The organism is Nocardia nepalensis (assembly GCF_048910785.1).
GTDB lineage: Bacteria > Actinomycetota > Actinomycetes > Mycobacteriales > Mycobacteriaceae > Nocardia > Nocardia nepalensis.
This window is the reverse complement of sequence record NZ_JBKBET010000005.1, coordinates 34,775-60,810: the sequence shown is the minus strand read 5'-3', so window position 1 is coordinate 60,810 and position 26,036 is coordinate 34,775. Positions and strand designations below refer to the sequence as shown.

The following is a 26,036-nucleotide window of genomic DNA, read 5'->3' as shown; positions in this document are numbered from 1 at the left end:
GGTCGACGATTACGTCATCGACGCTACGACCTGGAGTGCACTCCAAGTCAACCGTGGGAAGTCAATTCGCGAACGCGCCCACGACGACCGGAGCGACGAACTGTTCCAGCATGACTCGCTCGTCCGCCTCGTCGCGACCCGGAGCGGTGAGCAGCGACATGATGACGCGAGCCAGCCAGCGGGCCAGGCGCGAGCGGTCCGGATCGGCGGTCGGCGGCAGCAGTCCCGCGGCGATGGCCTCGATGACCTCAGAGGATTGGCCGATTTCATTGGCAATGCCCGCATCGCCCGCGGTGAACCAGGCGATCAGGGTCGGGTCGGCGCGGACCTCGCGCAGCGACGCGAGCATGACCGTGACAATGCGCTCGCCGGGATCGGTGATATCGCGCACCTCTTCGGCGACCGCGGTGGCGACCCGACGAGCTTCGCGGTGCACGAACGCGATTCGCAGGGCCTGGCGATTCGGGAAATAGCGATACAGGGTTGCGCGTGAGCAGCCCGCGGCCTTCGCGACGTCGCCCATGCCGGAATTCGCGACGCCGCGCTCGACGAACAGCTGTGCGGCGGCGTCGAGAATCTGTTCGGCCGCGATATCGGCGCGCCTGGGGCGCAGCCAATCTCCGGGCCCACCCGTCGCCCGAGCGCCGCCCCTCGATGCCGCACTCATCGGGACACCCGGAAGGGCACGCGATCCGGCCAGCGCACGTAACTGCCGGGGGCATAACGGACCCGGTCGATATCGACGACGAAATCCGGGCAGCGCGACAGCAATTCCTCCAGCGCGACGCAGGCGACCATGCGCGCGGCGGCGGCTCCCAGGCAGTGGTGATTGCCGTGGCTGAAGGTCAGGATCTGTTTGGGCCGCCGCAGTACGTCGAGTTCGCCTGCGTCGGGACCGAATTCGCGTTCGTCCCGGTTCGCGGAGGCGTACAGCAGCAGCGCGCGGCGTCCAGCGGGAATGGTGGTGCCGTGAATCTCGATGTCGCGCACCAGCGTTCGCGCCAAACCCTGCACGGGTGAGGTGAGTCGTAGGAACTCCTCGACCGCGTCCGGAATGAGTGCCGGATTCTCGATCAGCAGCCGACGCTGATCGGGGCGCTCGGTGAGCAGTTGCACCGCGCCGCCGAGATTGCCGGTGGTGGTGTCGTTTCCGCCGGTGATCATGGTGAAGGCGAAGCCGAGAATCGAGATTATGCCCGCATAGTCGCCGTCTGCGCCCAAACCGGAGGCGACCAGATGCGAGATCGTGTCGTCGGCGGGTTCGGTACGGCGGCGCTCGATCAGTTGGGTGAAATACTGCATCAATTCACCGATGGCCTCTTGGGCGTCGAGCGGACTGCCGCCCGCGGAGGCGGTCATGATGAGGTCGGTCCACTCGTCGAACTTCGGCCGATCCGGTTCCGGCACACCGAGATAGTGCGCGACCACCATGCTCGGCAGCGGCTTGAACAGTTCGACGACGATATCGCCCTCGCCCGCCGCGCGCAGTCGTTCCAGGCGCTCCACGACGAACGCGCGCACCTGCGGTTCGACCGAGCGCACCTGACGCGGCGTGAAGCCCTTCATGACCTGCTTGCGGAAGGTCGTGTGGTCCGGCGGATCGGTGAAGACGAACGGGCGCGGCTCCGGCAGGCCGATCTCACCGAGATCGCGGTAGTCGACGGTCAGGCCGTTCGCGGAGGAGAACGTCGCGACGTCGCGTGCCGCCGCGTGCACGTCCGCGTAACGGGACAGGACGTAGTAGTCGCTATCCGGATCATCTTGCGGCACAACATGATGCACCGGGTCGTCGGCACGCAGGTCGGCGTACATCTGCCACGGATTGCGCCAGGTCTCGGCGGAGCGCAACTCGAACCGCGGCTGGTGAGACAACTCTGTCTTCATGAAGCGAGCGTAAGACAAAATGCCATATCTGTCTAGAACGCGTTCTATAAGCCGTGCCGCCGGACATCCTGTTGGGTGACGCATCGGTGGATCGCCGCTGATCGTGGCCGAGCAGGGATTATCGTCAACCGCTATTACTTCCGACTGCGCAGGAGGGATCTCTTCGATGAATAGTTCCTGGCTCTCGCGTACCTCGTTCACCGGCGCAGCCGCGGCTTTCGCGGTAGTGCTCATGGCCGCGCCCGCGTCGGCGCATGTCACCGTGTCGGCACCGGACGCCGCTCGGGGCGGTTCTGCCGTGCTGACCTTCCGGGTGCCGAACGAATCGGCCACCAACAGTGCGACCGTCGAGCTGATGGTGCAGATTTCGGGTCTGACCGCCGCCGATACTCAGGCGATGCCGGGCTGGAAAGCCGTGGCGAATAAGGACGCCGCCCGCAATATCACCGCCATCACCTGGACCGCAGATCCCGGCGGAGGGATCGGGCCGGGGCAATTCGAACAGTTCTCGGTACTCGCCAACGGCCTGCCCGACACCGGCACCCTCACCATGCCCGCGGTCCAGACCTACGCGGACGGTCAGGTGGTGAAGTGGGATCAGGAAACCACGGCCGGTGTCAGCGAACCCGAGTATCCCGCCCCGTCGCTGACCTTGGGCGCCAAGCAATCCGGCGGGGCGAACCACCACGGCGACATTCGAGCGGCGACCTCCGAGGACGAGTCGGCGCGCGACACCACCGCCCGGTGGCTGGGCGTGATCGGAGTGGCGCTCGGTGTGGTCGGCGTGATTGCCGGAGTCGGGGCGCTGACCGCCCGCCGAAGGGGCTGAATTCGCCCCGCGGGGGATCCCGATCGGCCACCGAGCGGTCGGCATGATCGCCGGAGTCGGGGCGCGGACCGCCCGTCGAAAGGGGCTGAGTTCGCCCCGCGGGGGATCCCGGCCACCGAGCCCGCAGCAGACTGGGCGGAGTTGGGTGACGGGTTACGCCTCGCAGGGGATGGCGGGGTGCAGGTTCGGGTCGAGGGCGTTGGTGACCAGGCCGATGAGGCGTGGATCCCGCATTTCTGTGATGTGTCCGCTGCGGTCCTGCGGGCAGCCGTCCTGGAGCCAGATGTTGTGCACGTTCGGGGCGTTGAGGAAGGCGATGTCCGGCGGGACCGAGATCTGGTCCTCGTGCGTGGCGATCATGGTGTACTGCACCGATGCGGCGACGGGAGATGGTCCGCTGTTGAGCGATTGGATATAGCTTTTCGCGGCCGGGTTGAGTCCGCTGAGTCGGCCCGGTGCGGTTTGCGGGCCGCTGATGGCGATGACTTTGTTGACCAGGTTCGCTTCGTCCGTGAAGCGCATGCTCACCGCTCGCACGATGAGTCCACCGTAGGAGTGGCCGACGAGGTCGACCGAGCTCGCGTGGTTGACCTCGAGGATCTTGTGCACCGCGTCGGTGAACTGCTCCACGAGCTGCTCGGGATCGGCGTCGGAGTCGTAGTCGGGTCGGTAGACGCAACGCCCGTCGGTCCGCAAGACCGACTCGAGTTCGCCCATGCTCCGGCTCGCGCCATCCTGGCCGAACGACGAAAGCGGCTGCCAGCCATGAACGAGGACGACCGGCTCGTCCGCGCGGCTACCCGTCGGACAGCCGGCTATGCCGTCGGCCGGATCCGCCGACGCCGGTCGCGAACCGCAGGCCACGACAGCGACGGCGGTGACCGCCACGCACGCACTTGCGACGATTCGTCTGGTCTTCATCTCTTCGGTCTTTCATGGGGGCGACGCGGTAGACACCGCCTCAGTGTCTGGTTATCGGTGCTCATCCGCGCGCGGTCGCGGGTTCCACGCCCGCGGTGACCAGGGTATCCGAAAGGCGTTGCAGGGCTTGCGGGATCGCCCAGTAGAAGACCCATGTGCCTCGGCGCTGGCTGTCGATGACCCCCGCCTCGCGCAGCACCTTGAGGTGATGGGAGATCGTCGGCTGGGACAACTCGAACTGCGGTGTCAGCTCGCAGACGCAGACCTCCTCACCAGGGCGGGAGGCAATCAATGAGAGCAGTCGCAACCGGACCGGGTCCGCTAGAGCCTTGAACGCCGCGGCCAACTCGACCGCCGCCTCATGGTCCAGCGGGGCGGACAGGGTCGATGTGCAGCACCCGGCGGTGGCGGCGATCTCCGGCAAATCTTGTTTCGACACACTTCTATATTGACATTCATCAAATCAAGGCGCAAGCTTGTATCGATATACATCAATACAACCTGGTAGGGGAGCTATTCCCTGCTGGAACAGGTAGGAGTTGCGCCATGACTGATCAAGAGCAGTTCAAGCTTCGCGAGACCGTACGGGCGCGCTATGCCGAGGCCGCGACCGTGGTCGCGGGCGGTGGCGCCGCGAATGATTGTTGCGGCAGCGCGGCGGTGGAGGTCGATGCCAGTTTCGGCGCCAGCCGCTACGCCGCCGCCGACCGCGAACAGCTCCCGATTGCCGCGACCGCCGCGTCGCTGGGGTGCGGCAACCCGACCGCGGTCGCCGACCTGCGCGAAGGTGAGCGGGTGCTCGATCTCGGGTCCGGTGGCGGGATCGATGTGCTGCTGTCCGCGCGCCGGGTCGGTGCGGCGGGTAAGGCGTATGGGGTCGACATGACCGAGGAGATGCTGGCGCTGGCGCGGGAGAACGCCGCCAAGGCCGAGGTGACCAATGTGGAGTTCCTGAAAGGGACGATCGAGGCGATCCCATTGCCCGCCAACAGCATCGACGTGGTGATCTCCAATTGCGTGATCAACCTGTCGGTCGATAAATCCGCCGTATTCGCCGAGATGGCCCGCGTGCTCGTGCCCGGCGGGCGGATCGGGATCTCCGATGTCGTCGCCGATGACGCCCTCACTTCGGAGCAGCGCGCCGAACGCGGCGACTATGTCGGCTGCATCGCCGGGGCCCTGTCGTTCGCCGAATACCGCGACGGGCTCGCCGCGGCCGGGTTCACCGATATCGAGATCACCTCGACGCACTCGGTTGCCGAGGGCATGCACTCGGCGATCGTGCAGGCCGTCAAACCGGTGCGGCAGGTGACCGACGAGGAGGCGGCCCCGTGCTGCGGGCCGACTTGCTGCTCATAGGGCACCCCTCGATGATGTCGCGCCGAAGGTGACACCGAGCGGTCTGATAGTGCGTCGCGGCGGGGCCGGCCGATCGCGTAAAGGCGAAGCGGCCCCTCGGATCGTGAAAGAAATTGCTACCGAACAAGATAGGCGCAAGCAAGCATAATCGTGGCTATGACTACGCAAAACGCGGTCGGATCGGCCGAAAGTCGAACGCCGGTGCCGCGCTGGCGGAATCGGATCATTGCGCTGCTGGTATCGGCCGTGGTGCTGGTCGTCTCGTATTTTGTGCTGGCGGCGTTCATTCCGCGCTGGTGGGCGCAGCGCATCGCGGACCTATCGCACGGGAGTTTCGCCAAGGGCATTGGATGGGGGCTGACGTTCGGCACGTTGTGCACCGCGGTGCCGCTGATACTGCTGCTGATCGCTCCGCTTGTCTGGCGTCGGCGATACGGCCGATACATCGCGGCGGTATCCGCTGCGGCCGCGTTGGTGACCGCGATCCCGAACTTGATGACACTGACCATCGTGCTCGGCGACGGTAATGGCGCACACGCGGGCCAGCGCATCCTCGACGTCGACGCACCGGGCTTCCGAGGCGCCACATTGCTCGGCGCGATCGTCGCGGCACTGGTGGTCCTCGGCGTTGGATTCCTGGTCACACGCTGGGTCCGGCGGCGGACAGAACGGCCGCAACTGTCGAAATAGCGATCGGTGGTGAGAGGGCTGTGCCGGGGGCTTTGCGTCGCATACTGACTGTATGACGTCCTCGGGCACGGACGGCACGCTGCGGCTCGTCGAGTTGCTGGGTGCGATCTCGGTCGCGACCGATCTCGGGACCGGCCAGCCGTACTCGCACGCGATCAGGACCTCGGTGCTGGCGGTCGAAGCGGGCCGGGAGTTGGGGGTCGCCGAGGATGAGCTGGCTGATCTGCAACAGGTCGCGTTGCTGAGGTTCCTCGGCTGTACGGCGGACGCTTGGCGCACTGCGCATTTGGCAGGCGGAGACGAGATCGCGTTCTTCGCGGCGATGGCGCCCGCGGTGATGGGATCCAAGATCGATATGGCCCGCCGCCTGATATCCGCTGCGGGCGTTGGCTTGTCGGGCTACCGCCGCGCCGCGTTGCTCGCCGGTGCGCTCGCGCGACCGCACGGGGGCGAACGCACGTTATCGGTCCACTGTGAGGTGGCATCTCGGCTTGCCGCCGGGCTCGGCGTGAACTCCGCTGTCCAGCAGGCGCTTTCGCATGCGTATGAACGCTGGGACGGCCGCGGGATCCCGAGCGGGCTGGCCGGATTCGAGATACCGCTGGCCACGCGGGTAGCCGTTGTGGCCCGCGACGCGGATATTTTCTGGCGGGCCGACCCGCGGCGGTTCTCCGATGCGCTGCGGGGTCGGCGAGGTCGTGGCTATGACGCGGCGGTGGTGGACGCATGCGTCCGGATCGGGCCCGAGGTGCTGGGTGAGCTCGACCGCGGCAATGCCTGGCAGGCCATGCTCGCCGCCAATGCCTCCGGCGAGCAGCTCGATGCGGCGCGGCTCGATCGCGCGCTGCTGGCGGTCGCCGCGTTCGCCGACCTGAAATCCCGCTGGACACTGGGGCATTCGGCGAAGGTCGCCGAACTCGCCGCGGCCGCGGCGACCGCGGTGGGCATGACATCGGCGCAGATCCTGCGTTTGCGGCGGGCGGGACTCGTCCACGATGTGGGCAGAGTCGGTGTGCCGGTAGGGATCTGGGATCGGCCGGGCCCGCTCGATGTCTCCGATTGGGAGCGCGTGCGGATGCATCCGTATCTGACCGAACGCACGCTGGCCCGATGCCCGGTGCTGGCCGATGTGGGCCGCCTCGCGGGTGCGCACCACGAGCGCATCGATGGTTCGGGGTACTACCGCGGCACCCGCGATCTCGACCTGCCCGAACGGTTGCTGGGCTGTGCCGATGTGGTGGCGGCGATGGGGGAGGAACGCCCGTATCGCGCCGCATCGAGTCCAGCGCAGGTCGCCGATGCGGTGCGGGACGAGGTGCGGGCGGGTCGTCTGGATCGCACCGCGGCCGACGCGGTGCTCGGCGTCGCGGGAACGCTGCCCGTTGCCGACCGTCCCGCAGGGTTGACCGACCGGGAAGTCGAGGTGCTGGTCCGCATCACGCGCGGCGGGACGAACCAGGAGGTCGCCGCGGACCTGCGGCTATCGGTCAAGACCGTCGGCCGCCATATCGAGAACATCTACGCGAAGATCGGCGTGAACTCGCGCGCAGCGGCCGCGGTCTTCGCGATGCAGCATCGGCTGCTGGGTCACTGAGATGCAGCACCGGCTGCTGGGTCACTGATGGGGTGTTCACCCGATGCGCGCGTAGGTGTCGCCGTGTTGCCGTAGTCGATTCAGGAGGTCAGGGACCGTGAGCGAGATCGAGATTCGCGATACGACGTTGTACTACGAGCGGCGAGGGCCGCGTCGCCTCACATTTCGAGGGGCCATGTCGTCGTTGTGCTCGAGACCCGACTGAGGGTCCCGACACCCCCCATACCTCTCCAGGAGTGAGCGACCATGTCAACCACGATCGAACTCAGCGAGCTGACCGGCGACTACGTCCTCGATACTGCCCACACGCGGATCGGGTTCATCGCCCGGCACACGATGGCCACCAAGGTGCGCGGGAACTTCGTGGAGTTCGAGGGCAGCGCGCACCTGGACGGCGACGAACCGTCGAAGTCGAGCGCCCGGCTCACGATCCAGGCGAACAGCATCGACACCCGCAACCGGCAGCGCGACGATCTGCTGGGCAAAAAGTTCCTGGGCGTCGACGACCACCCGATGATTACCTTCACGCTGACCGAGGTGGAGCGGTTCGACCAGAATCACGTCGAGGTCACCGGTGACCTGACCATCCGCGGCGTCACCAGGCCGGTCACCGTGGACTTCGAACTGACCGGCGCGCAGCAGGACCCGCACGGCACCCTCCGGCTCGGTTTCACCGGCAGCGCCATGATCAACCGCAAGGACTGGGGGGTGCACTGGAAGGCGGCCGCGGGCATGGTCGGCTCGAAGGTGACGCTGCAGTTCGACCTCGCCGCGATCCGGCGTTCCTGAGCGGCGAAGGCACACAGCGATCCCGCGGCCGCGCGGGCGGGATGCCGCGCCGGAGCACGAATGGGGCCGCCGACCAACAGGTCAGCGGCCCCATCGCCGTCGAAGTGGCGTAACGCAGTTCGCACTGGTCAGGGCGCCATCCAATGGCGGAGCTTCGCAGGGTTGCGCATCGCCCAAATTCGCGTGATCCGGTCGCCCGCAATGTCGAACGCCAACACCCCTTCGGTGACGTCGGCTCGCTGGAGCACCAGACCGGGCTCGCCGTTGACCGTACGTTCGAGGATCGTCATCTCGGGTGCTCTACTGATGAGATCGATGAGGTAGCGCGCAACCTCCTGGCTGCTTTCGATCGGGCGGGACGCGGCGTCGACGAGGCCGCCGCCGTCGCCGATCGCCCGGACGCCGGGGTCGAGGATGCCGATGAGGGCGTCGAGATCGTTTGCCGCCCATGCCTGTTTGAAGTCCCTGACGATGTCGGCACGCTGGGTTTGCGGCGTCGCGGGTTCCCGCGCGGTGCGAAGCCGCCGACGGGCCGAGGAGGCCAACTGGCGGCAGGCTGCCGGGGTGCGGCCGACGATATCGGCCACCTCGGCGAAGGCGTAGCCGAAGACATCATGCAGGACGAGCGCGACTCGCTCGGCCGGGGTCATCGCTTCGAGCACGACGAGGAAGGCCATGGTGATCGACTCGTCGAGGGTGATCCGGTCGGCTGGGTCGCCGCTCGACTGCCCTGTGGTCCATGGCGTGCGATCGGGCAGCGGTTCCGGGAGCCATTCGCCCACATAGCTTTCCCGGCGGGCCCGCGCCGAGCCGAGCAGGTCGAAGCAGATGCGACTCGCGACCGTCGTCAGCCAGCCGCCGGGCGATTCGATGGCTGCCCGCTGCTGTTCGGACATGGCATACCAGCGAGCGTAGGTCTCCTGAACCATATCCTCGGCATCGGACAGGGAGCCCAGCAGCCGGTACCCGACATTGATCAGGTGACGCCGCTCGCCGAGGATCGCACTCAGGCTCGGGTCGCGACGGGCGTCTCCCGGCTCGGATGCAATGTTCATCATGTCGCCGACTCTCTTCGATCATCTGTGTTCTCACCGGTCCGACGAGACAGCGCATCGAACTGTGAGGCCGATCCAGCGCCCAACAGTTCGAGCTCGTAGCTCGTCAGGCACACCAGGGCCGGCCCGAATCCTTTCGCGCACCTCACATTTCACCGAGCTGTCCCGTCGTTGAGAGGTACACCGCGCACCCCGAGTACCGCATCGAGGAGAACAGCCGTGCCCTTCACCTTGGACCCCCAGGTCGCCCAGACTCTCGTTCCCTTCGCCGCCGCGATGGCCGACAGCACGCCCCCACCGGTCGGCGATGTCGCCGCCCGCCGCATCGCGTTCGAGGGACGGATCGGCCAGGCCAACACGGCCCAGCCGTTCCCGGACGATGTCACGATCACCGACCACGAGCTGGCCACCGCTGACGGCGCGACGATCCGATTGCGTTGGTACGCACGAAAAGACGCCGCCGACGGGCCCGGCCCGGCCGCGCTCTACTTGCACGCCGGTGGCATGATCCTCGGCCACATCGGCCTGTTCGACGGATCGGTCTCCCGGTACGTGTCCGCCAGCGGGACCTCGATGCTGTCGGTCGACTACCGGCTGGCCCCTGAGCACCCCCACCCGACGCCGGACACCCCCGCCTCCGCCGCCCCGGCGCGCGTCGCCGATCCGGCCGGGTTGCCGCCCGCCTACATCGAGGTCGGTCAACTCGACATCTTCCGTGACGAGGATCTCGCCTACGCCCTGCGGCTGAGCCAGGCCGGTGTGCCGGTCGAATTCCACCTGCACCCCGGTGTGCCGCACAGGTTCGAGACCGTCGCCTTCACCTCCGACGTCGCCCAGCGCGTTATCGCGGATCGGGTCCGCGCTCTCGCCTCCCTCTGACCACAATCCCGCGCCGAACCGATTGGCGCCGAAGGGAAATGGAGACATCGTGACCGACTACAAGTTGCGCCCGATCGGACACGTCGAATCAGTGCTCACCGACCTCGCGACGGCTCCGCGGCAACCCGATGAGGGAGCTCCGCAAGCCTGGCTGGTGCTCGACGACCGATATGCCCGCGCCCTCGACGGCCTCACCGCAGGCACGGACATCCTCTTGCTGACCTGGCTCGATCGCGCCGACCGCGACACCCTCACCATCCATCCGCGCGGCGACGCGACCCGGGCGATCACCGGAGTCTTCGCCACCCGCGCACCGCACCGGCCCAACCCGATCGGCCTGCACCACATTCACATCCTCGCCATCGCCGGCACCCGCATCCACGTCAGCAACCTCGAAGCCCTGCACGGCACACCGATACTCGATCTCAAACCCCTCCTCGCCCCGGACCGCTGAGCCGTACCGAAAGGTCGCTACCGGCAACCGATCGTCGCGCCGCTTGTGCCGCCGGGAGTTTCGTGCCCTCCCGGCGGACAGCACTCCGAGTCACGCCGACAACGACTTTCGCGGCAACTCCACGGTGTGGCGATGAGCGTGCTGTGCAGGGGGCGTAGCCGCGACGACCGCGTGACCGCCCCGGCCCCTGCTGTCGGGCTAGCGTGGACCGAAGAATCCGGTCAGCTCGGTCGCGACCGCGGCGGGATCGTCCTCATGGGCATTGTGTCCGGCGCCGGAGATGATCCGCAGCGTCGAGTGGGGGATCAGCTGGGCAAGCGGCCGGGCCTGCGACGGATCGACGACATGGTCGTACTCGCCCCACAGGATCAGCGTGTCCGCCCTGATGGCGCTCGCCTCCCGCTGCACCGCGGCCAGATCGAGGTTGCGCGGCTGTTTCCACATCGCGGTCCGGTTCTCCGTGCGGCTGAGCGGAGTCCAATACGCGTGCGCCAGCTCATCGGTGAGTATCTCGGGACGCGCGTAGGCTCCCCGCAGTCCCGCCACATAGATGTCCTCGGTCATCACCGAGGTGGCGAGTTCGCCCGCGATCGGCTGACGCATCAGTCGCATGTTCGGGTTGAGGTCGGTGTCCAGGACGAGTGGCGCGATGAGCGCCAGACGATCGACCTGCTCCGGGTATCGCGCCGCGAAGTCCACTGCGACAGAACCGTTCAGGGAGTGCGCGAGGACAGCCGCGTGCGTGAGTCCGACCGCGGACATGAACTGGCGCAAGGCTTCCGTCATGGCCCCCGCGTCGTATCCGAAGTCGGGTTCGTGCAGCGTGGTGTAACCGGCGCCGGGCAGATCGACTGCGTAGACAGTGTGGTCGCGAGCGAGGGCCGGGATGATGTCGCGATAGGTATAGGACCACAGGGCGCCGCCGGGCAGGAGAACGAGGGGCGGGCCTTCGCCCGCCTTCCGGTAATGGAAACGCGCCAGCGCGGTCTCGATGTACTGCCCGTCGCCGGGCAACGTCGAATCGACCACTCGGTCTCCGCTCGGTTCGGCTCCGGCCGGTGCCGCCACACTCATCACCAGGAAGGCAGGCACAGTAATGAGCATCTGCCACCACCGGAACCGCCGACGCGGCAACCTGTCGACCAACATTTACTGTCTCCTTCTCATCGGCGCTCCCACTGCTTCGGGATCGGACCTCTGCCGTTTCACCCACCAGACGTGGGACAGCGCCGTTTCGTGACGCGGAGTCGATATGGCGTGCGTCACCGGGTTCGCCCGTCCCAGGCAAGAAGCGGCCCCACCCGAAACGTATGTTTCGGGTGGGGCCGCTGTAGTTCCGTCGAGCGGTCGCTGAGTCAGGCCGCGGGTGTGTGGCCTTGAGCCGCGACCGCGAGTTCCCGCCAATCGGCCCAGGTCTCGATCCGGTCGGCATAGACCTGCGGCACAATCTGGTTGGCCTGGGCGCCGAAGAACACCCGCAGGGGTGGGTTGGCGGAGTCCACGATGTCGAGCAGTGCCCGGCCTGCGGCGGCCGGGTCGCCGGACTCGAGCGTCTGCGCATAGGCGGCGAAGGCCTCGCGGAGACCCGCGTAGCGGGGGTCGGCCTCGGCGTGCACGGCACCGGCGGCCCCATCGGTGGCGTAAGAGCCGGGCTCGACCAGAGTCACTTTGATGCCGAAGCCGGTGACCTCTTGGGCGAGGGATTCGCTCAGGCCTTCGAGGGCCCACTTGGAGGCGTGGTACGCACCGCCGAGCGGCCATGCGGCGAGGCCGCCGACCGAGGAGATCTGGATGATATGCCCGCCACCCTGCTCGCGCAGCTGCGGCACCGCGGCCTGGACGACCCACACCGGACCGAACAGGTTGGTCTCCAACTGATCTCGTAGTTGCTGCTCGGTCAGCTCCTCGACAGCGCCGAGCAGGCCGTAGCCCGCGTTGTTCACGATGACGTCGAGACGGCCGAAGTGCTCGCTGGCGCGCTTCACGGTCTCGAATACCGCAGCCCTGTCGGTCACATCCAGCTGTAGTGGCAGGACCGCATCGCCATAGGCGGTGACCAACTCTGCGAGGTGTTCGGTATTCCGGGCGGTCGCGGCCACCCGATCGCCCCGGGACAATGCGGCCTCGACGAAGTTTCGGCCGAGGCCGCGGGAGGAACCGGTAACGAACCAAACCATGCTCATGACGTCTTTCCGTTCTTTCTGCAGTGGCGAGTGCCGGCAAAGCAGGTTGTCCCTACTGCCGACGTTCCGTGCTGCCGCACTGAACGAACACAAGATGCCGACGACCCGATCCCCGTAACGCCACGACGACGTGACGTCGGTCACCACCGCACTCGATATCGCAAAGCCTCACGCAGCCAGCCACATTCGCGCTTCCCGCCAGAGCGGTGTCCGTCGGCTTTTCCCGCGGCGGCGCGATCGCGGTGCTCTTGTAACGGTGTCGCCCTTGACATTTTGCCTGCGAAAGAATCGCCGGGATTGCATACCAGGCGAATTCCGATGACGTCTACCGATCCGGATCCGGGGTTCATCGAAAACGGATCGGGGGACTCATTGCCCGGATACCGACACAGGGGCCTTACTGAAAGTAGCCGACCAACGAGTCGGCATGCGGGGGCGGAGGAGTTCTCTCCAACCCTTGTCAATCGTTTCACCGGATCAGCAAGGAGGCATCATCATGCCGACAATCACTTCTGTGTCTCCGGCGTCGGGGCCGGCTAACGGGGGTAACAGCGTCACGATCACCGGTACCGGGTTCACCGGTCCCGCCACGGTGTATTTCGGTGCCACCGCGACGACGTACACCCTGGACTCGTCCACGCAGATCACCGCGATCGCTCCGGCTGGGTCGGGGACGGTGCAGGTGACCGTGGTCAATTCCGATGGAGTCAGCAATGGCGTCTCCTACAGTTACGGGGGGCCGCCGGCGTCGACGCCGACGTTGACCTCTCTGGTCCCCAGTTCGGGCCCGGCCGCGGGCGGTAACTCGGTGGTGCTCACCGGTACTGGGTTCGCCGGTCCCGCCACGGTGTACTTCGGTGGCACCGCGACGACGTTCACCCTGGACTCGTCCACGCAGATCACCGCAATCGCTCCGGGCGGATCGGGGGAGGTGCAGGTGACCGTGGTCAACTCCAGTGGATTCAGCAACGGCCTCCCCTACACCTACACGCCGTAACACATTCCACGGAAACGACGTGGTCGAACCGGATGCATCAGGGTTCGACCACGCCGAGGTGGATGGTTGATGCAACGTCCGCGCGCCGGTTCGCCCAGATAGGCGGCGGCAATCGCGATTACCGGCGGAGCCTGCGGCAGCTCCGGGTCGGATTCCGCGGTGACCGGGCCTGATGAGCGTCGGCATCGACGATGTCGAAGGCCCGGACGCTGTCGGCCGCCCAACGGTATTTGCGGCCGAACCACGACAATCCGCCACCGAGGGTATAGCCGACAACGCTCACCACCGGGGGCTGGATTCCCTTCGCTACGAAACATTCACCGCGTCGTGCCCGAGCCACTGGACGGAGCCCGGCTCGGGGCAGGGCGCCGGGTGGTCGGGTCGGTTGCCGGGGAGATGGGTGTCGGCATCGGAAAGGCCACCTCGATATGGGCAGCGGCAGTCAGCGCGCGGCCCTCGGCGAATGGGGCGGTGATCAACTGGACCCCGATGGGAAGGCCCTCGACCGAGACGCCCGCGGGGACCGTGACCGCGGGCAGGGCCAGGTAGTTGGCGGCGATCGTGAGGCGGTGCGCCGCGTACATGGTCGCGACCTGTGCGGTGCCGCCGAGGTCGTAGCCGACCGGCCAGGGCAGTTCGGTCGAGACCGGGCCGAGCACGATCGGGTGCTCCGCGAGGAAACGGGACCAGGCCGCGCGGCGGGTGAGGCGCTCACCCAGCGCGGTCATGTAGCCCGCCAGATCAAGCGGCGGGAACAGGTCGATCGCGGCGTCCAGGAAGGTGTTCAGTCCGGCGCTGCCGACTCGCCGCATGGCTTCGCGACGCTGGACCACCACCTCGGTGGAGACCAATCGGCCGTAATCCGCCGCCACCTCGTCCAATTGCGGCGGATCCAGTTCGGCTACCGGATAACCCGCGCGTTCGAGGGCGTCGGCGCAGCCGAGCAGCGCGGCCCGCACCTGCGGATCGATATCGTCACCGAGCGTGACGGCGACCGCGGGCAGGGCGGTGTCCGTCGCGTCACGCACCGGAATCCATCCGGGATCGCGCACGTCAGCGCTGTGGCTGAGGACCTCGAAGGCGGTCGTCAGATCGCGCACGGTGCGCGCCAACGGCCCTGGTGCCGCGAACAATTGGTTCGTCGGTGCGGGTGCGGCCCCGGACAGGCTCGATGCCACCGCCACCCGGCCGGGCGTGGTGCGCAGGGAGGCGACGCCACAGAACGCGGCGGGTATCCGCAGTGAACCGCCGAAGTCGGTGCCCAGGCCGAGGGGTGTCATGCCCGCCGCTACCGCGGCGGCGTCACCGCCGCTGGAACCGCCCGGGCTGCGGGTCGGGTACCACGGATTCACCGTCGGGCCCGCCTCGTCATTGTCGGTGTGCCAGCGAGTGGCGAAGTCCGGCATATTCGTTCGCCCGATGACGATCGCACCGGCTCGCCGCAGTGCGGACACCGCGGGTGCATCCGCTGTCGCGACGGCCTGTCCGAAGCCCGCCACGCCCCAGGTGGTCGGGCTGCCCGCGACATCGAGGTTGTTCTTGACGGTGACCGGAACCCCGTGCAGCGGCCCGGTCGGTACCCGGCGGTCGGCCGCGGCCGCCGCCGCACGCGCGGCCTCGGCGAATACCGTGGTGAGCGCGCCGATTTCGGAATCGACCTGCTCGATGCGCTCGAGATGCGCCTCGACGACCTGGGCCGCGGTGACCACGCCCGCGGCGATCAGCGCCGCGAGCGAGACCGCGTCCCGCGTCCACAGCGCGCCGTCCTCGCCGGTGTTCACGATGCCTCCTGTTCGGCGAATACCGCTGCGGTGTGCGGTGTTCGGCTGTCGTCGATGGATTTGCCGAGGGTGATGAAGAAGAGGATCAGCCCGACGGTCAGCAGGATGTGGCCCACACCCGCGCCGAGCGCGATTGCCTCGCCACTGCTCTTGCCCAGCACGGTGCGGGTGCCGTGCAGCGTCATGACCGCGACGGTGATGGCCAGGCCGATGTTGTACAGCCAGAAGAACCAGGCGTACAGCCCTTTCCGGGCGCTGAGCGTGAACTGCTTCTCCAAGGCCAGCACGATGAGGAAGAACAGCATGCCCAGCGCCAGCACGTGGGTGTGCACGACAGCGAGCTCCGACTTCCCGGTGAAATGTTCGATCTTGGTGATCTCGCGGTAGTAGAACCCGGAGATCAGGCCGACGATCATGTAGATGTGAGCGGTATTGACCAGCGTCTTCATCGGGCGCTCACCGGTTTTCACGGCGCAGCAGCAGCGCGCCGCTGGCGGCCACTAGGGCGGCGGTGAAGCCGTGCACCTTCAGGGCGGTGGCGGTGGAGCCTCGGCGCACCAGGATGGTGAGCATGTCGCCGGTCGGGATGAGGGCGAGGGTGAGGGTGGTGACGCCGACGGCGCGGCGCTGCCCGGCCGCGAGCAAGGCGAGCGGAATCAGGCCGGTGACCACATCGCGGACGCCTTTGACGTTCAGGAAGCCGTCGGCCTCGACGTGCGGCCACTCGGCGAAGCCGAACCCCGAGGCCATTCGCTGCGGGGCGAGCAGATAACCGCCGCCGACGGACATGATGAACCCGGCTCCCAGTACGGCGCCGGCCATGCCGAGACGTTTGCCGAGTCGGCGGGAACCACGCACGGAAACAACTGATTCCGTGTTCGGGGGAACGGACATGAGCACTCCTGGATCGGTGGGATACGCGTCCCGAGCATCCAGTGCTGCCCGCACCGTTCGCTGACAGTCGTTGTCAGCGAACGGTACGCAGCAGTTCGAGCACCGCATCGTCCGGAAGCCGGGCGCCCGCAAGGAATTCCGCGCCCAGGCGCACGGGGCCGAGCGCCGCTTCCGCCTGGTCGAGCGCCCGCCGCCGGAGCGGGCCGATGCGGATCACCCCGGCCCTGCGGTTGATCCGGTCGGTGGCGCCGAGAATGCGGGCCGCGCGCCCCGGGGCACCCTTCGCCAGAGCGACCAGGGCGTAACCGATACCGACCTCGGCCAGCAGCGCGGCCGAGGTCTGGGCGGCCAGATCGCGGGGCATGGCCAGCTCTCGCAGTGCGTCGTCCGGCCGCCCCGCCGCGACCAGGGCAGCCGCGTGCGCGGTGCTCACGAAGGCCAGGTTCACGAAGCGGACGGTATCGTGGCGTCCGGCGGGTGGCGGACCGGCGGGGAGCGGCTGCTCGGACATCCGCCGGTAGAGTTCCAGCGCGCGGTCGTTGTCGCCGCGCAGGTGGGCCAGGTGCGCCTGCGTCGCCGCCAGGAAGCGCCCGGGTGCGGGGATGATGTGCGGGGTGATCAGGGGCTCGGCCCGGTCGATATAGGTTGCCGCGCTGTCGGTATCGCCGCCGACCAGGTGCATCTCCGCCGCGAAGAGCAGCACGCCGATGCGTTCACCGGCGCCCAGGTCGGCGCTGAGCAGTTCCAGCGCGCTGGCGATCAGCGGGCGGGCGCTGTCCAGGCCGAGCATCCGGGTCCGGTAGCTGGCCAGGGAGATCAGGGCGCGGCTGTGTGACCGGGCGTCACCGTGCGCGCTCAGGCAGGTCAGCGCGGCCTCCAAAGTGGGCAGGGCGCGGGCCGGATGGTCGCCGCCCAGTTCATCGAAACCTCGTGCTATCAGCGCATTTCCGCGTAGCCATGGATCGTCGGAGGTGGTGCACGCGGTCAATAGGCTTTCGTCGTCGCCGAGCAGGTCACGCAGCGCCAGTATGAGCACGAACATCGGGTGCGGTGGCCGATCCTCGGTGAGGGCCGCGCGGGTCAGCCGCTCGAATTGCCCGGTGTTCTCCCGGATTTGGCCCCACCAGATGTTGGTGAAGTACGCGGGCAGCTCCTCGCCGTACCGACAGGCCAGATAGGCCCCGGTACACCCCGGCGGCGGTGTGTCGCCGATCCGGGCAAGGACCTCGCGGCGGCGTTCGGAGATGTCGCCGTGCAACCCGCGCAGCAGCCAATACCAGACGAGATTCGCGTACAGGCGAACCGCACGCTCACCGTCGCCGACGTCCAGCGCCCAGCGCAGCGCGGTTTCGCAATTGCCGTGTTCGGCGATCAGGCGCGCGAGCCAATCGGGCTGTGCGGCAGTGCGCAATCCGGGGGCGGCGGCGTCGGTGAATTCCAGGAAGCAGTCGGCATGGATGCGGGCGACCTCGTCCGCATCGCCGGCGGCGGTCAATTCCGCGGTCGCATAGGCTCGGATGGTCTCGGCCATTCGATAGCGCTGTCCATCGAAGTCCACCAACGACTTCGTCACCAGTGAGGTGACCGTGTCAATGGCGTCCGGACCGCACACCCGGGTGATGGCGTCCAAGGTCGCGCCGCCCGCGAAAATCGAAAAACGCCGGGCTGCGGCGGCTTCCGCATCGGTGAGCAGTCCCCAGCTCCAGGCGACGGCCGCGTGCAAGGTGCGATGGCGCGGGACCGCGTGGCGAGTGCTGTTGGTGAGCAGCCGGAAGCGATCGGTGAGCCGCGCGCTGAGGTCCGGCAGCGGCAGACTCCGCAGGCGAGCGGCGGCAAGTTCGATAGCCAGCGGCATGCCGTCCAGGCTGCGCACGATGGCGCGGATATCCGCGGAATTACTCTCGGACAGCGCGAAATCCGGGAGTGCCGCGGTGGCGCGGTCGATGAACAGCCGGACGGCGGGGGATGCGGTGACCGCGGCGATACCCGCGTCGGCTTCGGGCAGGTTCAAGGTCCGGACCGGATACATTCGCTCGCCGTCCACGCCGATCGGCTCCCGGCTGGTGGTGAGCACCCGCAGCAGGGGCAGCCGCTGCAACAGATCGTCGATCAGGCGCGCGGTCGCCTCCACGACATGCTCGCAGTTGTCGAGTACCAACAGCATTCGGCGGCCGGACAGCGCCCGCTCCAGTACTTCGGCCCACTCCAAGGACAGTTCGTCGGGTCGCTCGAACTGAGCGAGCGCATTCGCTATCGCCACTCCGACCGCGTTCACAGCCGGCCGGTCGGCCCGTTCCCGCTCGAGTGCGGCGAGTTCGACGAAAGCGAAACCGTCCGCCCAGTCCTCGGCGTGCGCCCCGACCGTCTCGGCGGCCAGCCGGGTCTTCCCCACGCCCCCGGTACCCGACAGTGTCACCAGTCGGGCCTCGCGCAGCGCCCGTCGCACTCCTTCCACGTCGCGTCCGCGTCCGACGAAGCTGGTGAACCGCCTGGGCAGCAGCGGCGCGGACACCTTGGATGTCCCGCTGGTCCGGGATGCTGCGGTAACTCCCGTTCGACCCGATCCGGGCGTCGTCTCGATGGCAGGTTCGTCGACTGCGGGATTACGGGGTGCGTTCGTGTGAATTTCGGCCAGGGCCGAGCGCAGCACCTCGGCGGGTGTCGTGCCGAGCTCGTCCAGTAACAGGGTCTCGGTTCGTTGAAACTGTTGTATCGCCTCGGAAGTTCGTCCCGCTGCCGCCAGCGCCCGCACCAGTCGTGCGGCCAGCGTCTCCCGGAACGGATGTGCCGCTGCTTCCGCGTGGAGCTCGCGCAATACCTCGCCGCCTCGGCCCAGGGCTCGAAAGGCGTCCGCTCGCAGTTCGATTGCTTCGAGCCGCTGTTCGGTCAATCGCAGTGCCGCGGCGCGCAATACCTCCGATTCCCCCGCATCGATCAACGGCTCCCCGCGCCACAACGCGAGCGCGGCATCGAAGCAAGCGATGGCTCGTTCGGCCGCACCGGCCGCCAGCAATGCCCGCCCCGCCTCGACCTCACGCGTGAACCGATGCACATCGACGTCCTCGCGCGCGAGTTCGAGCACATACCCGCCCCCGTCATTGCGCACCGCCCCCGGCACCGCCGCGCGCAACCGACTCGCCAAGGTCTGCAACGCATTCCCGGTCCCCGCCGGCGGGTTCTCCCCCCACACCCCGTCCACCAGTCGCGCGACCGGCACCACTCGCCCGGCTTCGAGCGCCAGCAACCCCAGCAATGCCCGCACCCGCGGCCCCCCGACCGACGCCCTCGTCCCGTCCGCGGCCTCCACCATCACCGGACCCAATAGCCCTACCAGCATGAATCGCCCATCTCACGGTCGATCCTGCGTGGCACCCGACCCTCTCGTCAACCTGGGACCTCGCGGCATTGCGGCTATAGAACCGCCTCAGGCGGAAGCCGATAGGTCTGGGGTTCAGGCTCCCGTTGGATGATCAGTGGACGACGTCGAAGACGTTCTTCTGCAGGCCGTTGGCGTAGGCCTGCGATTCGACGAGCTTCAGCTTCTGGGTGTCCTTGTCCGTGCTGGAGAAAAGACGCTTGCCGGCGCCGAGCAGCAGCGGGAAGACGAGCAGGTGGTAGCGGTCGATCAGGCCCGCGTCCGACAGGCTCCGGTTCAGGGAGGCGCTGCCGTGGACGATGATCGGGCCACCCTCGGTTTGCTTCAAGGCCGCGACCTGGTCGATCGAGCGCAGGATGGTCGTCTCACCCCAGTTGGAGACCAGGTCGCCGTCGGTCAGGGTGGTGGAAACGACGTATTTCGGCATCGCCTTGTAGCCGGCGAACTCCGCCATGTCCGGCCACACCGGACTGAATGCCTCATAGCTGTTGCGGCCCAACAGGATCGCGGTGGATTCCTGCTGCTCCTGCTCCTTGATCTCGAATGCCTCGGGCAGGAAATCGAGGTGTTTGAAGGTCCATCCGGTGTTGCGGTAGCCGGGTTCGCCGCCCGGGGCCTCCACGACGCCGTCGAGGGAAATGAACGCGGTGCTGATCAGGGTGCGCATTGGGTCTCCTTGTGCGGGCTTCCGTCCTCAAATCTGGACGCTGTCCAGAAGAGAAGATACACGACTTCTGGACGATGTCCAGATAGAATCTGAACGACGTCCAGAACATTCGTCCATCAGGAGCGGCATGAGCGACAGCGCGGCGCAACCGGCGCAGCGAACCACCTACCGGCACGGCGCATTACGAGAAGCCCTGCTCGACGCGGGCGTGGCGATGGCGCGCGAGGGCGGCGGACCCCAGGCGATCGTCCTGCGCGAGGCCGCCCGCCGCGCCGGCGTCGCGCCGAACGCGGCCTACACGCACTTCAAGGACCGAGAAGCCTTGGTGCAGGCTGTCGCCCGCGTCGCGCTGGCACGCCTGGCCGCGACCATGACCGCCGAACAAGACGCACTACCGCAGTCCGAGGAATCCGCCTCCCGTGCGCGGGCACGTTTCCGCGCCGTCGGCGCGGGATACCTGCGGTTCGCCCGCGCGGAACCGGGGCTGTTCCGCACCGCCTTCGCGACACAGACCGACGTGTCCGCGGTCTCCGAACCCGCATCCGCCGGGCCCACCGGACGCTCAGCGATCGAACTGCTCGCCGCGGCGCTCGACGATTTGGTCGAAGCCGGTCTGCTCCAGCCCGAAAGGCGGCCCGGCGCAGAGTTTCTCGCCTGGCCGACCGTGCACGGGCTGGCCTACCTGGCCATCGACGGACCCCTTCGCTTCCTCGAACCCGACCAACTCGACGAGCTCACAACCCAACTGCTCGACATGATCGACCGAGGAATCTGAACCATCCGGCCCGATCCGCAGCCCGCGAAAATGCCATAGAGTCGAGTCCGGTGTTCAGTACCGTGGGTGCTCCGTGTGCAGCCCCACGGTACTTCCGAACCCGAGGCGGATTGGCTGGGCCCGATATCCAATTCCACATGGCTCCGGTGCTTTTCCACGGTGAGGGGATGGGGGTGGCGACCGAACACGGCTACGCGTTCGGCCCGTGTCTGGTCGCGCCGAAGAGCCGGGGCTCGCTCACCCTGCGTTCGGCGGCTCCGGGTTTCGCGCCGCGGATCCATCACAACTATCTCGCCACCGAGCAGGACCGTGCGGCGCTGATCGCGGGTCTGCGCAGCGCGCTCGAAATCGCGGCCCAGCCCGCGTTACGAGACGTGACCACCGGCGAGTTCCTCACTCCGACAGGAGATTCTGACGCCGAACTGCTCGACTTCGCGGCACGAACCGCGCAGACTCTCTACCACCCAACCTTGACCTGCGCCATCGGCAGCGCCGTCGACTCGAGGCTGCGCGTGCTAGGTGTGCCTGGGCGGGTGGCCGACGCGTCGGTTATGCCGATCGTGGTTCGAGGCAATACCAACGCGCCCACGATCATGATCGGTGAGTAGGCCGCGGCTATGATCGCCGAAGACGCCGACGCAGGTGCCGCGTGAAGGCGGGATCGCCCGCGGCCACCGACAATGCCGTCGCGGCCCTGCGCGGCGGTGAGATCCGATGGGCGAGAACCGCACTGGCTGCTGCTGGGCGGGGTTTCGCCCACCGTCGTGGTGCCGGGCCGCTGGTCGCGGCAGACCTGCGCTACCAGGCCGAACACCCAGTCACACAGCGATTGCACAACAACGGATACAACTGCGTCGCCGCGCAGGTCGCGGTCGTGCCCGCGGACTGGCCGCAGAAGCAGCGGTTCCTCGCCGAGCTGCGCGCGGCGATGGACCGGGCACCGGCGCGGCCGGACTACTACCCGGGTTTCGGGGATCGAGTCGCCGCGGCGCGCGCGACCTACCGCCGCTCCCGAGAGTTTCGATTGCTACAGAATAGCGAGCACCTCGGTCAGAAACCGGATCTGGTCGGCGAGTATCCGCTGCTGCCAGGGGCCGTCGTAGACGTCGAAGTGATCGACGGGGTACTCCCGCAACCGGGCGCGGGCTCCGATGCGGTCCGCGGCCCGGCGAGCCGCGGCAGGCGGGGCGACGCTGTCGTTGCTGCCGATCTGTACCAGGATCGGGCACGCCGATCGCCCGGCGAAGGTGACCGGGCGGTTGAGCCCGACCTCCAGCGCGGTCCGCGCACACACCTCGTTGCGCCACGTCGGTCCGGCTGCCGCGGTGTAGGACTCCAGGGCTCCGGGTGTCGTCATCATCGCGGGGGACCCCGGCAGGCCGACTACCGGCACGAGGTGCGGTGCCCGGCCGCTGACGGCGTGCACGAGGTCGCGCAGGCCGTGACCGGCCGTTCGTGCGAGCTTGCCGATTCCGGCGTGGCGGACCAGGTGCAGCAGAGTCGCGAGGCCATCGGTGGCGGGCGTCAGCGATACGGCGGCGGCGATTCGCCGGTCCTGGGCGGCCACGGCGAGCACGTGCCCCGCCGAGTACGAGGTGCCCCAGACGGCGATCCGCTCGGGGTCCACGCCCGGCAGATGCCGGGCCAGATCCACTGCGGCATGGTAGTCCTGGCGCTGTCGGCGGTAGGAAACATACTGGCGCGGAACACCATCCGAGTCGCCATAGCCCCGAAAGTCGAAGACGATGGTGTCGATGCCCGCGTCGGCGAATCCTTCGGCGTATCCCAGCAGGCCGGTGTCGCGGGTGCCGCCGAAGCCGTGGGCCATGACCAGGCACGGCCGCCCGCCCGGACCGGTCATGGCGTCGGAGCGGGCGGGCAGGTGCCAGGCCGCGCAGCGGACGCCGTGGCTGGGGAAGGACAGATCGTGGGTCACCGTCGACGCTCCGATCGAGAGACCGGACGACCCGACCGGGCCGGGGTGAATCGCAGGGCGGGGTCCTCGACCGCGCCGTCACGCAGCCGTGTCACGTCCTGCTCGTAGGCCATCTCCGCGGTCCACGGGCCGCGCGTTCCCGCGTGCGGGAACGCCGAAATGCCGCGCTGCACATAGCCGGAGCTCAGGTCCATCAACGGAACCCGGGGCAGGTGCGGATCGGCCTGCACCGCTTCGATGGTGGCGTAACCGTGGGCGTCCATATAGTCGAGGAGGCGACAGAAGTGCTCGCACACCAGATCCACCTTGAGCGTCCAGGAGATATTGGTGTAGCCGAGCGAGAAGGCCAGGTTCGGTACGCCGGAGAGCATCATTGATTTGAAAACCGTTGTGGCCGAAGGGTCCACGACTCGTCCGTCGACCGTCAGCGCGATCTTGCCGAAGGGCGTCATCCGCAGCCCGGTCGCCGTCACCACGATATCGGCGTCGAGGTGGCGGTGGGATTCGAGCAGAAGACCGGTCTCGGTGAACCGAGTGATGCGGTCGGTCACCACCGACGCCCGCCCGCTCGAGATCGCCTGGAACAGATCGCCGTCGGGCACCATGCACAGCCGCTGCTCCCACGGGTTGTAGCGGGGCGAGAAGTGGGTGTCGACGTCGAAATGGCGAGGCAGCCGCCTGCGTACACCGGCGATCAGGAGGGCACGCATCAGTTTCGGGGCGCGTCGGCAGGCCTTGAACATCGCCCGTGTGACCATGATGTTCTTACGCCGCACGATCGCATAGGCGCGACTCGGGCCGAGTACCCGCTCGAGCAGGCTCGCGATCGGGTCCGTGGCGGGCAGGGAGAACACGTAGCTCGGTGAGCGCTGCAGCATGGTGACGTGGGCGGCCCGCCCGGCCATCGCCGGAATGAGCGTGACAGCGGTTGCGCCACTTCCGATTACGACCACGCGCTGGCCGGTGTAGTCCAGGTCTTCCGGCCACTGCTGGGGGTGGACGATCCGGCCCACGAAGTCGTCGACGCCCGCGAACTCCGGGGTGAAACCGTTCTCGTAGTCGTAGAAACCGGTGCCCAGGAACAGGAATCGTGCGGTCAACCGCGTGGTCTCACCGGTTGCCACACTCTCGGTGGTGACCGTCCAGCGCTGCTCCGCGCAGGAGAACTCGGCGGCGGTGACACGCTGGCCGAGGCGGATCCGGTCCTGCAGCCCGTATTCGGTGACGGTGTCGCGCAGGTAGGCCAGGATGTCACCGCCGCTGACGATGGCCTCGGCGCGGGTCCAGGGATGGAAGCCGTATCCGAAGGTGTGCATATCCGAATCCGACCGGATTCCGGGGTATCGGAACAGATCCCAGGTGCCGCCGACCGCCTCGCGGGCCTCGAGCACCGCGAACGAGGTGCCGGGTCGGCGAGCGGCCAGCTGGGCGGCCGCGCCGATCCCGGATATGCCGGCGCCGACGATCAATACGTCGAAGTCCGTTGTTTGTGTCCGATCGATGGTGATCGTCATCGAGTGTTCTCCTGACCGCCGTCGCTGGTGGTGATGCAGTTCACGATAGGAAGCCGACGGCCTCTGGTATATGTGGTGCCGCCCAGGTATTGCTCTCGATTGCGTGCGCGGGCACACTGCCTCGTATGCGCAGCGCAGCGGATACGCCCGAGGTGGTGGAGTTGATGGGTGTCGTCGCCGAGGCGATGCTCGCCGAACTGGACGAGCTCGTGGCGGAGATGGACGCCGCCGAGCTCGCCCTGACTCCCGCGGTCGGCGCCGACGCGGCACTCGTGGCCGACATGTCGGCGAGCAATCGCGCCAATGCCGCGCGGATACTGACCACCTTCGCCCGCCGGGAAGCGCTGAGCGCGTTGGATATTCCCCCCGAGGCGCTGGACGTGGCGCGCACGGTCGCTCGCCGCGGGATCGACCTCGAGGTGATCTTCCAGTCCTACCGCCGGGGCCAGAACATCGCGTGGCGGCGCTACATGCTGCACGCCATCCGTCTCGCTCCCTCGGGCCCGGTGCTCGGACAGCTGCTCGAGGTGGCGTCGGAGCGCATGTTCGAGTACGTCGATCACGTGATCGGCCAGGTCATCGCGACCGCTCAGCGTGAGCGTGAGGAACTGCTCGGTGGTGTGCTCGCGCGGCGGGCCGAGACGGTACGCCTAATTCTCGACGGGGCGCCGATCGACAGCCGCCGAGCCAGCGAGCGGCTCGGTTACGAACTCTCGCGCCGTCATACCGCGCTGGTGGTGTGGACGCAGGGATCGGCCGCCGCGCAGGGCGTGCTGGAATCCGCCGCCGCACTGCTGGCGCGGTCCGTCGGGGCGCGACCGCCGCTGACCCTGACCGCCGGTGCTTCGACACTGTGGGCTTGGCTGGGCACCGATTCCGACCTGGACACCGCCGCGTTCCGTGCCGCGGTCGACGCCGCGCCGCCCGAGGTCCGGGTGGCGGTCGGCCCGACCAGCCCGGGAATCGCCGGTTTCCGGCGTTCGCACGCCGCTGCAGTGGACTTGCACGGGCTGCTCGCCGGACATCCCGGCGGCGCGCGGCTGGCCCTGCATCGCGACCTCGAGGTCACCGTGCTGGCCGCGCAGGACCACAGCCGGGCGGTCGAATTCGTCGCCGCGACATTGGGTCCGCTCGCCGTGGACACCGCCGCCGCGGCACGCCTGCGCGAGACGCTGCGGGTCTATCTCGATGAGGCCGAGAACGCGCCACGTGCCGCCGCGCGGCTGCACACCCATCGAAACACCGTGCTACAGCGGGTCGCCCGGGCCGCGACGCTGCTCGGTCATCCTCCCGGTGACCATCGGCTGGCGGTCGAGCTCGCCCTCGAGCTCGCACACCAACTCGGCCAGCGGGTGCTCTCGGCCAACGGGCGTCACGGCTGACCGGTTCGCATTCGCTGCGGCCGCGATTATGTGCCGTCGCACGTAATCGGCACTGATATCTAGGCGAATCCACATAT

The 26,036-nt window shown here is 67.9% G+C and carries 25 protein-coding genes and 1 pseudogene; 12 read left to right on the top strand and 14 right to left on the bottom strand.

Translation table 11 applies throughout. The annotated features are described in order from the left end of the window. Nucleotides 1-61 precede the first annotated feature (61 nt). Nucleotides 62-667 carry a TetR/AcrR family transcriptional regulator gene (locus ACHQ4I_RS04605; protein WP_420770410.1) on the bottom strand — a complete coding sequence of 202 codons (606 nt, stop codon included), beginning with the start codon at nucleotides 665-667 and terminating at the stop codon, nucleotides 62-64. Next, a complete protein-coding gene (locus ACHQ4I_RS04600; protein WP_420770409.1) occupies nucleotides 664-1,884 on the bottom strand; it encodes a cytochrome P450 in 1,221 nt (406 codons plus the stop codon). The genes ACHQ4I_RS04605 and ACHQ4I_RS04600 overlap by 4 nt, the downstream gene beginning before the upstream one ends. Before the next feature lie 166 nt (nucleotides 1,885-2,050). Here ACHQ4I_RS04600 and ACHQ4I_RS04595 point away from each other — a divergent pair, with 166 nt between their 5' ends. Continuing rightward, nucleotides 2,051-2,713, top strand: a complete 663-nt coding sequence (locus ACHQ4I_RS04595; protein ID WP_420770408.1) for a YcnI family copper-binding membrane protein — start codon at nucleotides 2,051-2,053, stop codon at nucleotides 2,711-2,713. A gap of 153 nt (nucleotides 2,714-2,866) precedes the next feature. Here the strand turns inward: ACHQ4I_RS04595 and ACHQ4I_RS04590 are convergent, their stop codons facing one another. Further along, nucleotides 2,867-3,634, bottom strand: coding sequence for an alpha/beta fold hydrolase (locus tag ACHQ4I_RS04590; RefSeq protein WP_420770407.1), 768 nt, complete (start codon nucleotides 3,632-3,634; stop codon nucleotides 2,867-2,869). 61 nt (nucleotides 3,635-3,695) lie between these two features. Further along, complete coding sequence (locus ACHQ4I_RS04585; RefSeq protein ID WP_420770406.1) at nucleotides 3,696-4,073, bottom strand: metalloregulator ArsR/SmtB family transcription factor; 378 nt, start codon at nucleotides 4,071-4,073, stop codon at nucleotides 3,696-3,698. Between the two features lie 107 nt (nucleotides 4,074-4,180). On the opposite strand from ACHQ4I_RS04585, the gene arsM reads away from it, so the two are divergent. The 4 genes from arsM to ACHQ4I_RS04565 all read left to right on the top strand — a co-directional run bounded on the left by arsM (nucleotide 4,181) and on the right by ACHQ4I_RS04565 (nucleotide 8,066). Further along, a complete protein-coding gene (arsM, locus tag ACHQ4I_RS04580) occupies nucleotides 4,181-4,993 on the top strand; it encodes an arsenite methyltransferase (protein WP_420770405.1) in 813 nt (270 codons plus the stop codon). A 156-nt stretch (nucleotides 4,994-5,149) separates the two neighbouring features. After that, nucleotides 5,150-5,683 (top strand): permease, encoded by a 534-nt coding sequence (locus ACHQ4I_RS04575; RefSeq protein WP_420770404.1) that lies wholly within the window; start codon nucleotides 5,150-5,152, stop codon nucleotides 5,681-5,683. A 52-nt stretch (nucleotides 5,684-5,735) separates the two neighbouring features. Beyond that, nucleotides 5,736-7,277 (top strand): HD domain-containing phosphohydrolase, encoded by a 1,542-nt coding sequence (locus ACHQ4I_RS04570; RefSeq protein ID WP_420770403.1) that lies wholly within the window; start codon nucleotides 5,736-5,738, stop codon nucleotides 7,275-7,277. Between the two features lie 246 nt (nucleotides 7,278-7,523). Next, nucleotides 7,524-8,066, top strand: a complete 543-nt coding sequence (locus ACHQ4I_RS04565) for a YceI family protein (protein ID WP_420770402.1) — start codon at nucleotides 7,524-7,526, stop codon at nucleotides 8,064-8,066. Nucleotides 8,067-8,194: 128 nt separating this feature from the next. On the opposite strand, the gene sigJ is transcribed toward ACHQ4I_RS04565, so the two are convergent. Then, complete coding sequence (sigJ, locus tag ACHQ4I_RS04560; protein ID WP_420770401.1) at nucleotides 8,195-9,124, bottom strand: RNA polymerase sigma factor SigJ; 930 nt, start codon at nucleotides 9,122-9,124, stop codon at nucleotides 8,195-8,197. A 216-nt stretch (nucleotides 9,125-9,340) separates the two neighbouring features. Between sigJ and ACHQ4I_RS04555 the strand changes: the two genes are divergently transcribed. Both ACHQ4I_RS04555 and tsaA read left to right on the top strand, forming a co-directional pair. Beyond that, on the top strand, nucleotides 9,341-10,000 hold the full coding sequence (locus ACHQ4I_RS04555; RefSeq protein ID WP_420770400.1) for an alpha/beta hydrolase: 660 nt from the start codon (nucleotides 9,341-9,343) through the stop codon (nucleotides 9,998-10,000). 49 nt (nucleotides 10,001-10,049) lie between these two features. Continuing rightward, a complete protein-coding gene (tsaA, locus tag ACHQ4I_RS04550; RefSeq protein WP_420770399.1) occupies nucleotides 10,050-10,454 on the top strand; it encodes a tRNA (N6-threonylcarbamoyladenosine(37)-N6)-methyltransferase TrmO in 405 nt (134 codons plus the stop codon). Between the two features lie 198 nt (nucleotides 10,455-10,652). On the opposite strand, the gene ACHQ4I_RS04545 is transcribed toward tsaA, so the two are convergent. After that, nucleotides 10,653-11,603 (bottom strand): alpha/beta fold hydrolase, encoded by a 951-nt coding sequence (locus ACHQ4I_RS04545; protein ID WP_420770398.1) that lies wholly within the window; start codon nucleotides 11,601-11,603, stop codon nucleotides 10,653-10,655. 206 nt (nucleotides 11,604-11,809) lie between these two features. Then, the gene (locus ACHQ4I_RS04540) at nucleotides 11,810-12,637 is read right to left on the bottom strand and encodes an SDR family NAD(P)-dependent oxidoreductase (protein ID WP_420770397.1); all 828 of its coding nucleotides are present in this window, start codon (nucleotides 12,635-12,637) and stop codon (nucleotides 11,810-11,812) included. Between the two features lie 496 nt (nucleotides 12,638-13,133). Between ACHQ4I_RS04540 and ACHQ4I_RS04535 the strand changes: the two genes are divergently transcribed. Further along, nucleotides 13,134-13,634 carry an IPT/TIG domain-containing protein gene (locus ACHQ4I_RS04535; RefSeq protein ID WP_420770396.1) on the top strand — a complete coding sequence of 167 codons (501 nt, stop codon included), beginning with the start codon at nucleotides 13,134-13,136 and terminating at the stop codon, nucleotides 13,632-13,634. A 317-nt stretch (nucleotides 13,635-13,951) separates the two neighbouring features. Here the strand turns inward: ACHQ4I_RS04535 and ACHQ4I_RS04530 are convergent, their stop codons facing one another. The 5 genes from ACHQ4I_RS04530 to ACHQ4I_RS04510 all read right to left on the bottom strand — a co-directional run bounded on the left by ACHQ4I_RS04530 (nucleotide 13,952) and on the right by ACHQ4I_RS04510 (nucleotide 20,352). After that, on the bottom strand, nucleotides 13,952-15,415 hold the full coding sequence (locus ACHQ4I_RS04530) for an amidase family protein (protein WP_420770395.1): 1,464 nt from the start codon (nucleotides 15,413-15,415) through the stop codon (nucleotides 13,952-13,954). Next, nucleotides 15,412-15,864 carry a DUF2871 domain-containing protein gene (locus tag ACHQ4I_RS04525; RefSeq protein ID WP_420770394.1) on the bottom strand — a complete coding sequence of 151 codons (453 nt, stop codon included), beginning with the start codon at nucleotides 15,862-15,864 and terminating at the stop codon, nucleotides 15,412-15,414. The genes ACHQ4I_RS04530 and ACHQ4I_RS04525 overlap by 4 nt, the downstream gene beginning before the upstream one ends. A 7-nt stretch (nucleotides 15,865-15,871) precedes the next feature. Then, on the bottom strand, nucleotides 15,872-16,309 hold the full coding sequence (locus tag ACHQ4I_RS04520) for a DUF4267 domain-containing protein (RefSeq protein WP_420770393.1): 438 nt from the start codon (nucleotides 16,307-16,309) through the stop codon (nucleotides 15,872-15,874). 73 nt (nucleotides 16,310-16,382) lie between these two features. Further along, on the bottom strand, nucleotides 16,383-19,646 hold the full coding sequence (locus ACHQ4I_RS04515) for an AfsR/SARP family transcriptional regulator (RefSeq protein WP_420770392.1): 3,264 nt from the start codon (nucleotides 19,644-19,646) through the stop codon (nucleotides 16,383-16,385). 133 nt (nucleotides 19,647-19,779) lie between these two features. Beyond that, nucleotides 19,780-20,352, bottom strand: coding sequence for a dihydrofolate reductase family protein (locus tag ACHQ4I_RS04510; protein WP_420770391.1), 573 nt, complete (start codon nucleotides 20,350-20,352; stop codon nucleotides 19,780-19,782). Nucleotides 20,353-20,479: 127 nt separating this feature from the next. Between ACHQ4I_RS04510 and ACHQ4I_RS04505 the strand changes: the two genes are divergently transcribed. From ACHQ4I_RS04505 to ACHQ4I_RS04495, 3 genes and pseudogenes are all read left to right on the top strand, one after another. Further along, nucleotides 20,480-21,127 (top strand): TetR/AcrR family transcriptional regulator, encoded by a 648-nt coding sequence (locus ACHQ4I_RS04505; RefSeq protein WP_420770390.1) that lies wholly within the window; start codon nucleotides 20,480-20,482, stop codon nucleotides 21,125-21,127. Between the two features lie 137 nt (nucleotides 21,128-21,264). Further along, the gene (locus ACHQ4I_RS04500) at nucleotides 21,265-21,735 is read left to right on the top strand and encodes a GMC oxidoreductase (RefSeq protein ID WP_420770389.1); all 471 of its coding nucleotides are present in this window, start codon (nucleotides 21,265-21,267) and stop codon (nucleotides 21,733-21,735) included. Between the two features lie 132 nt (nucleotides 21,736-21,867). Continuing rightward, a pseudogene (locus ACHQ4I_RS04495) lies at nucleotides 21,868-22,130 on the top strand (aldehyde dehydrogenase family protein); the annotation flags it as partial. Between the two features lie 24 nt (nucleotides 22,131-22,154). On the opposite strand, the gene ACHQ4I_RS04490 reads toward ACHQ4I_RS04495, so the two are convergent. Together ACHQ4I_RS04490 and ACHQ4I_RS04485 are read right to left on the bottom strand one after the other, a co-directional pair. Next, complete coding sequence (locus ACHQ4I_RS04490) at nucleotides 22,155-23,063, bottom strand: alpha/beta hydrolase (protein WP_420770388.1); 909 nt, start codon at nucleotides 23,061-23,063, stop codon at nucleotides 22,155-22,157. After that, entirely contained in the window at nucleotides 23,060-24,577 is a 1,518-nt protein-coding gene (locus tag ACHQ4I_RS04485) for a flavin-containing monooxygenase (RefSeq protein WP_420770387.1), read from the bottom strand. Before ACHQ4I_RS04485 ends, ACHQ4I_RS04490 begins: the two co-directional genes overlap by 4 nt. A gap of 125 nt (nucleotides 24,578-24,702) precedes the next feature. Between ACHQ4I_RS04485 and ACHQ4I_RS04480 the strand changes: the two genes are divergently transcribed. Beyond that, the gene (locus ACHQ4I_RS04480) at nucleotides 24,703-25,959 is read left to right on the top strand and encodes a PucR family transcriptional regulator (protein ID WP_420770386.1); all 1,257 of its coding nucleotides are present in this window, start codon (nucleotides 24,703-24,705) and stop codon (nucleotides 25,957-25,959) included. Nucleotides 25,960-26,036: the final 77 nt, after the last annotated feature.

Coding starts and splice junctions, on each gene's coding strand:
- sigJ (WP_420770401.1), bottom strand. CDS start 9,124: ATGATGAACATTGCATCCGAGCCGGGAGACGCCCGTCGCGACCCGAGC.
- ACHQ4I_RS04540 (WP_420770397.1), bottom strand. CDS start 12,637: ATGAGCATGGTTTGGTTCGTTACCGGTTCCTCCCGCGGCCTCGGCCGA.
- ACHQ4I_RS04480 (WP_420770386.1), top strand. CDS start 24,703: ATGCGCAGCGCAGCGGATACGCCCGAGGTGGTGGAGTTGATGGGTGTC.
- ACHQ4I_RS04590 (WP_420770407.1), bottom strand. CDS start 3,634: ATGAAGACCAGACGAATCGTCGCAAGTGCGTGCGTGGCGGTCACCGCC.
- ACHQ4I_RS04485 (WP_420770387.1), bottom strand. CDS start 24,577: ATGACGATCACCATCGATCGGACACAAACAACGGACTTCGACGTATTG.
- ACHQ4I_RS04570 (WP_420770403.1), top strand. CDS start 5,736: ATGACGTCCTCGGGCACGGACGGCACGCTGCGGCTCGTCGAGTTGCTG.
- ACHQ4I_RS04500 (WP_420770389.1), top strand. CDS start 21,265: ATGGCTCCGGTGCTTTTCCACGGTGAGGGGATGGGGGTGGCGACCGAA.
- ACHQ4I_RS04515 (WP_420770392.1), bottom strand. CDS start 19,646: ATGCTGGTAGGGCTATTGGGTCCGGTGATGGTGGAGGCCGCGGACGGG.
- ACHQ4I_RS04605 (WP_420770410.1), bottom strand. CDS start 667: ATGAGTGCGGCATCGAGGGGCGGCGCTCGGGCGACGGGTGGGCCCGGA.
- ACHQ4I_RS04575 (WP_420770404.1), top strand. CDS start 5,150: ATGACTACGCAAAACGCGGTCGGATCGGCCGAAAGTCGAACGCCGGTG.
- arsM (WP_420770405.1), top strand. CDS start 4,181: ATGACTGATCAAGAGCAGTTCAAGCTTCGCGAGACCGTACGGGCGCGC.
- ACHQ4I_RS04595 (WP_420770408.1), top strand. CDS start 2,051: ATGAATAGTTCCTGGCTCTCGCGTACCTCGTTCACCGGCGCAGCCGCG.
- ACHQ4I_RS04535 (WP_420770396.1), top strand. CDS start 13,134: ATGCCGACAATCACTTCTGTGTCTCCGGCGTCGGGGCCGGCTAACGGG.
- ACHQ4I_RS04505 (WP_420770390.1), top strand. CDS start 20,480: ATGAGCGACAGCGCGGCGCAACCGGCGCAGCGAACCACCTACCGGCAC.
- ACHQ4I_RS04545 (WP_420770398.1), bottom strand. CDS start 11,603: ATGTTGGTCGACAGGTTGCCGCGTCGGCGGTTCCGGTGGTGGCAGATG.
- ACHQ4I_RS04520 (WP_420770393.1), bottom strand. CDS start 16,309: ATGTCCGTTCCCCCGAACACGGAATCAGTTGTTTCCGTGCGTGGTTCC.
- ACHQ4I_RS04525 (WP_420770394.1), bottom strand. CDS start 15,864: ATGAAGACGCTGGTCAATACCGCTCACATCTACATGATCGTCGGCCTG.
- ACHQ4I_RS04510 (WP_420770391.1), bottom strand. CDS start 20,352: ATGCGCACCCTGATCAGCACCGCGTTCATTTCCCTCGACGGCGTCGTG.
- ACHQ4I_RS04565 (WP_420770402.1), top strand. CDS start 7,524: ATGTCAACCACGATCGAACTCAGCGAGCTGACCGGCGACTACGTCCTC.
- ACHQ4I_RS04600 (WP_420770409.1), bottom strand. CDS start 1,884: ATGAAGACAGAGTTGTCTCACCAGCCGCGGTTCGAGTTGCGCTCCGCC.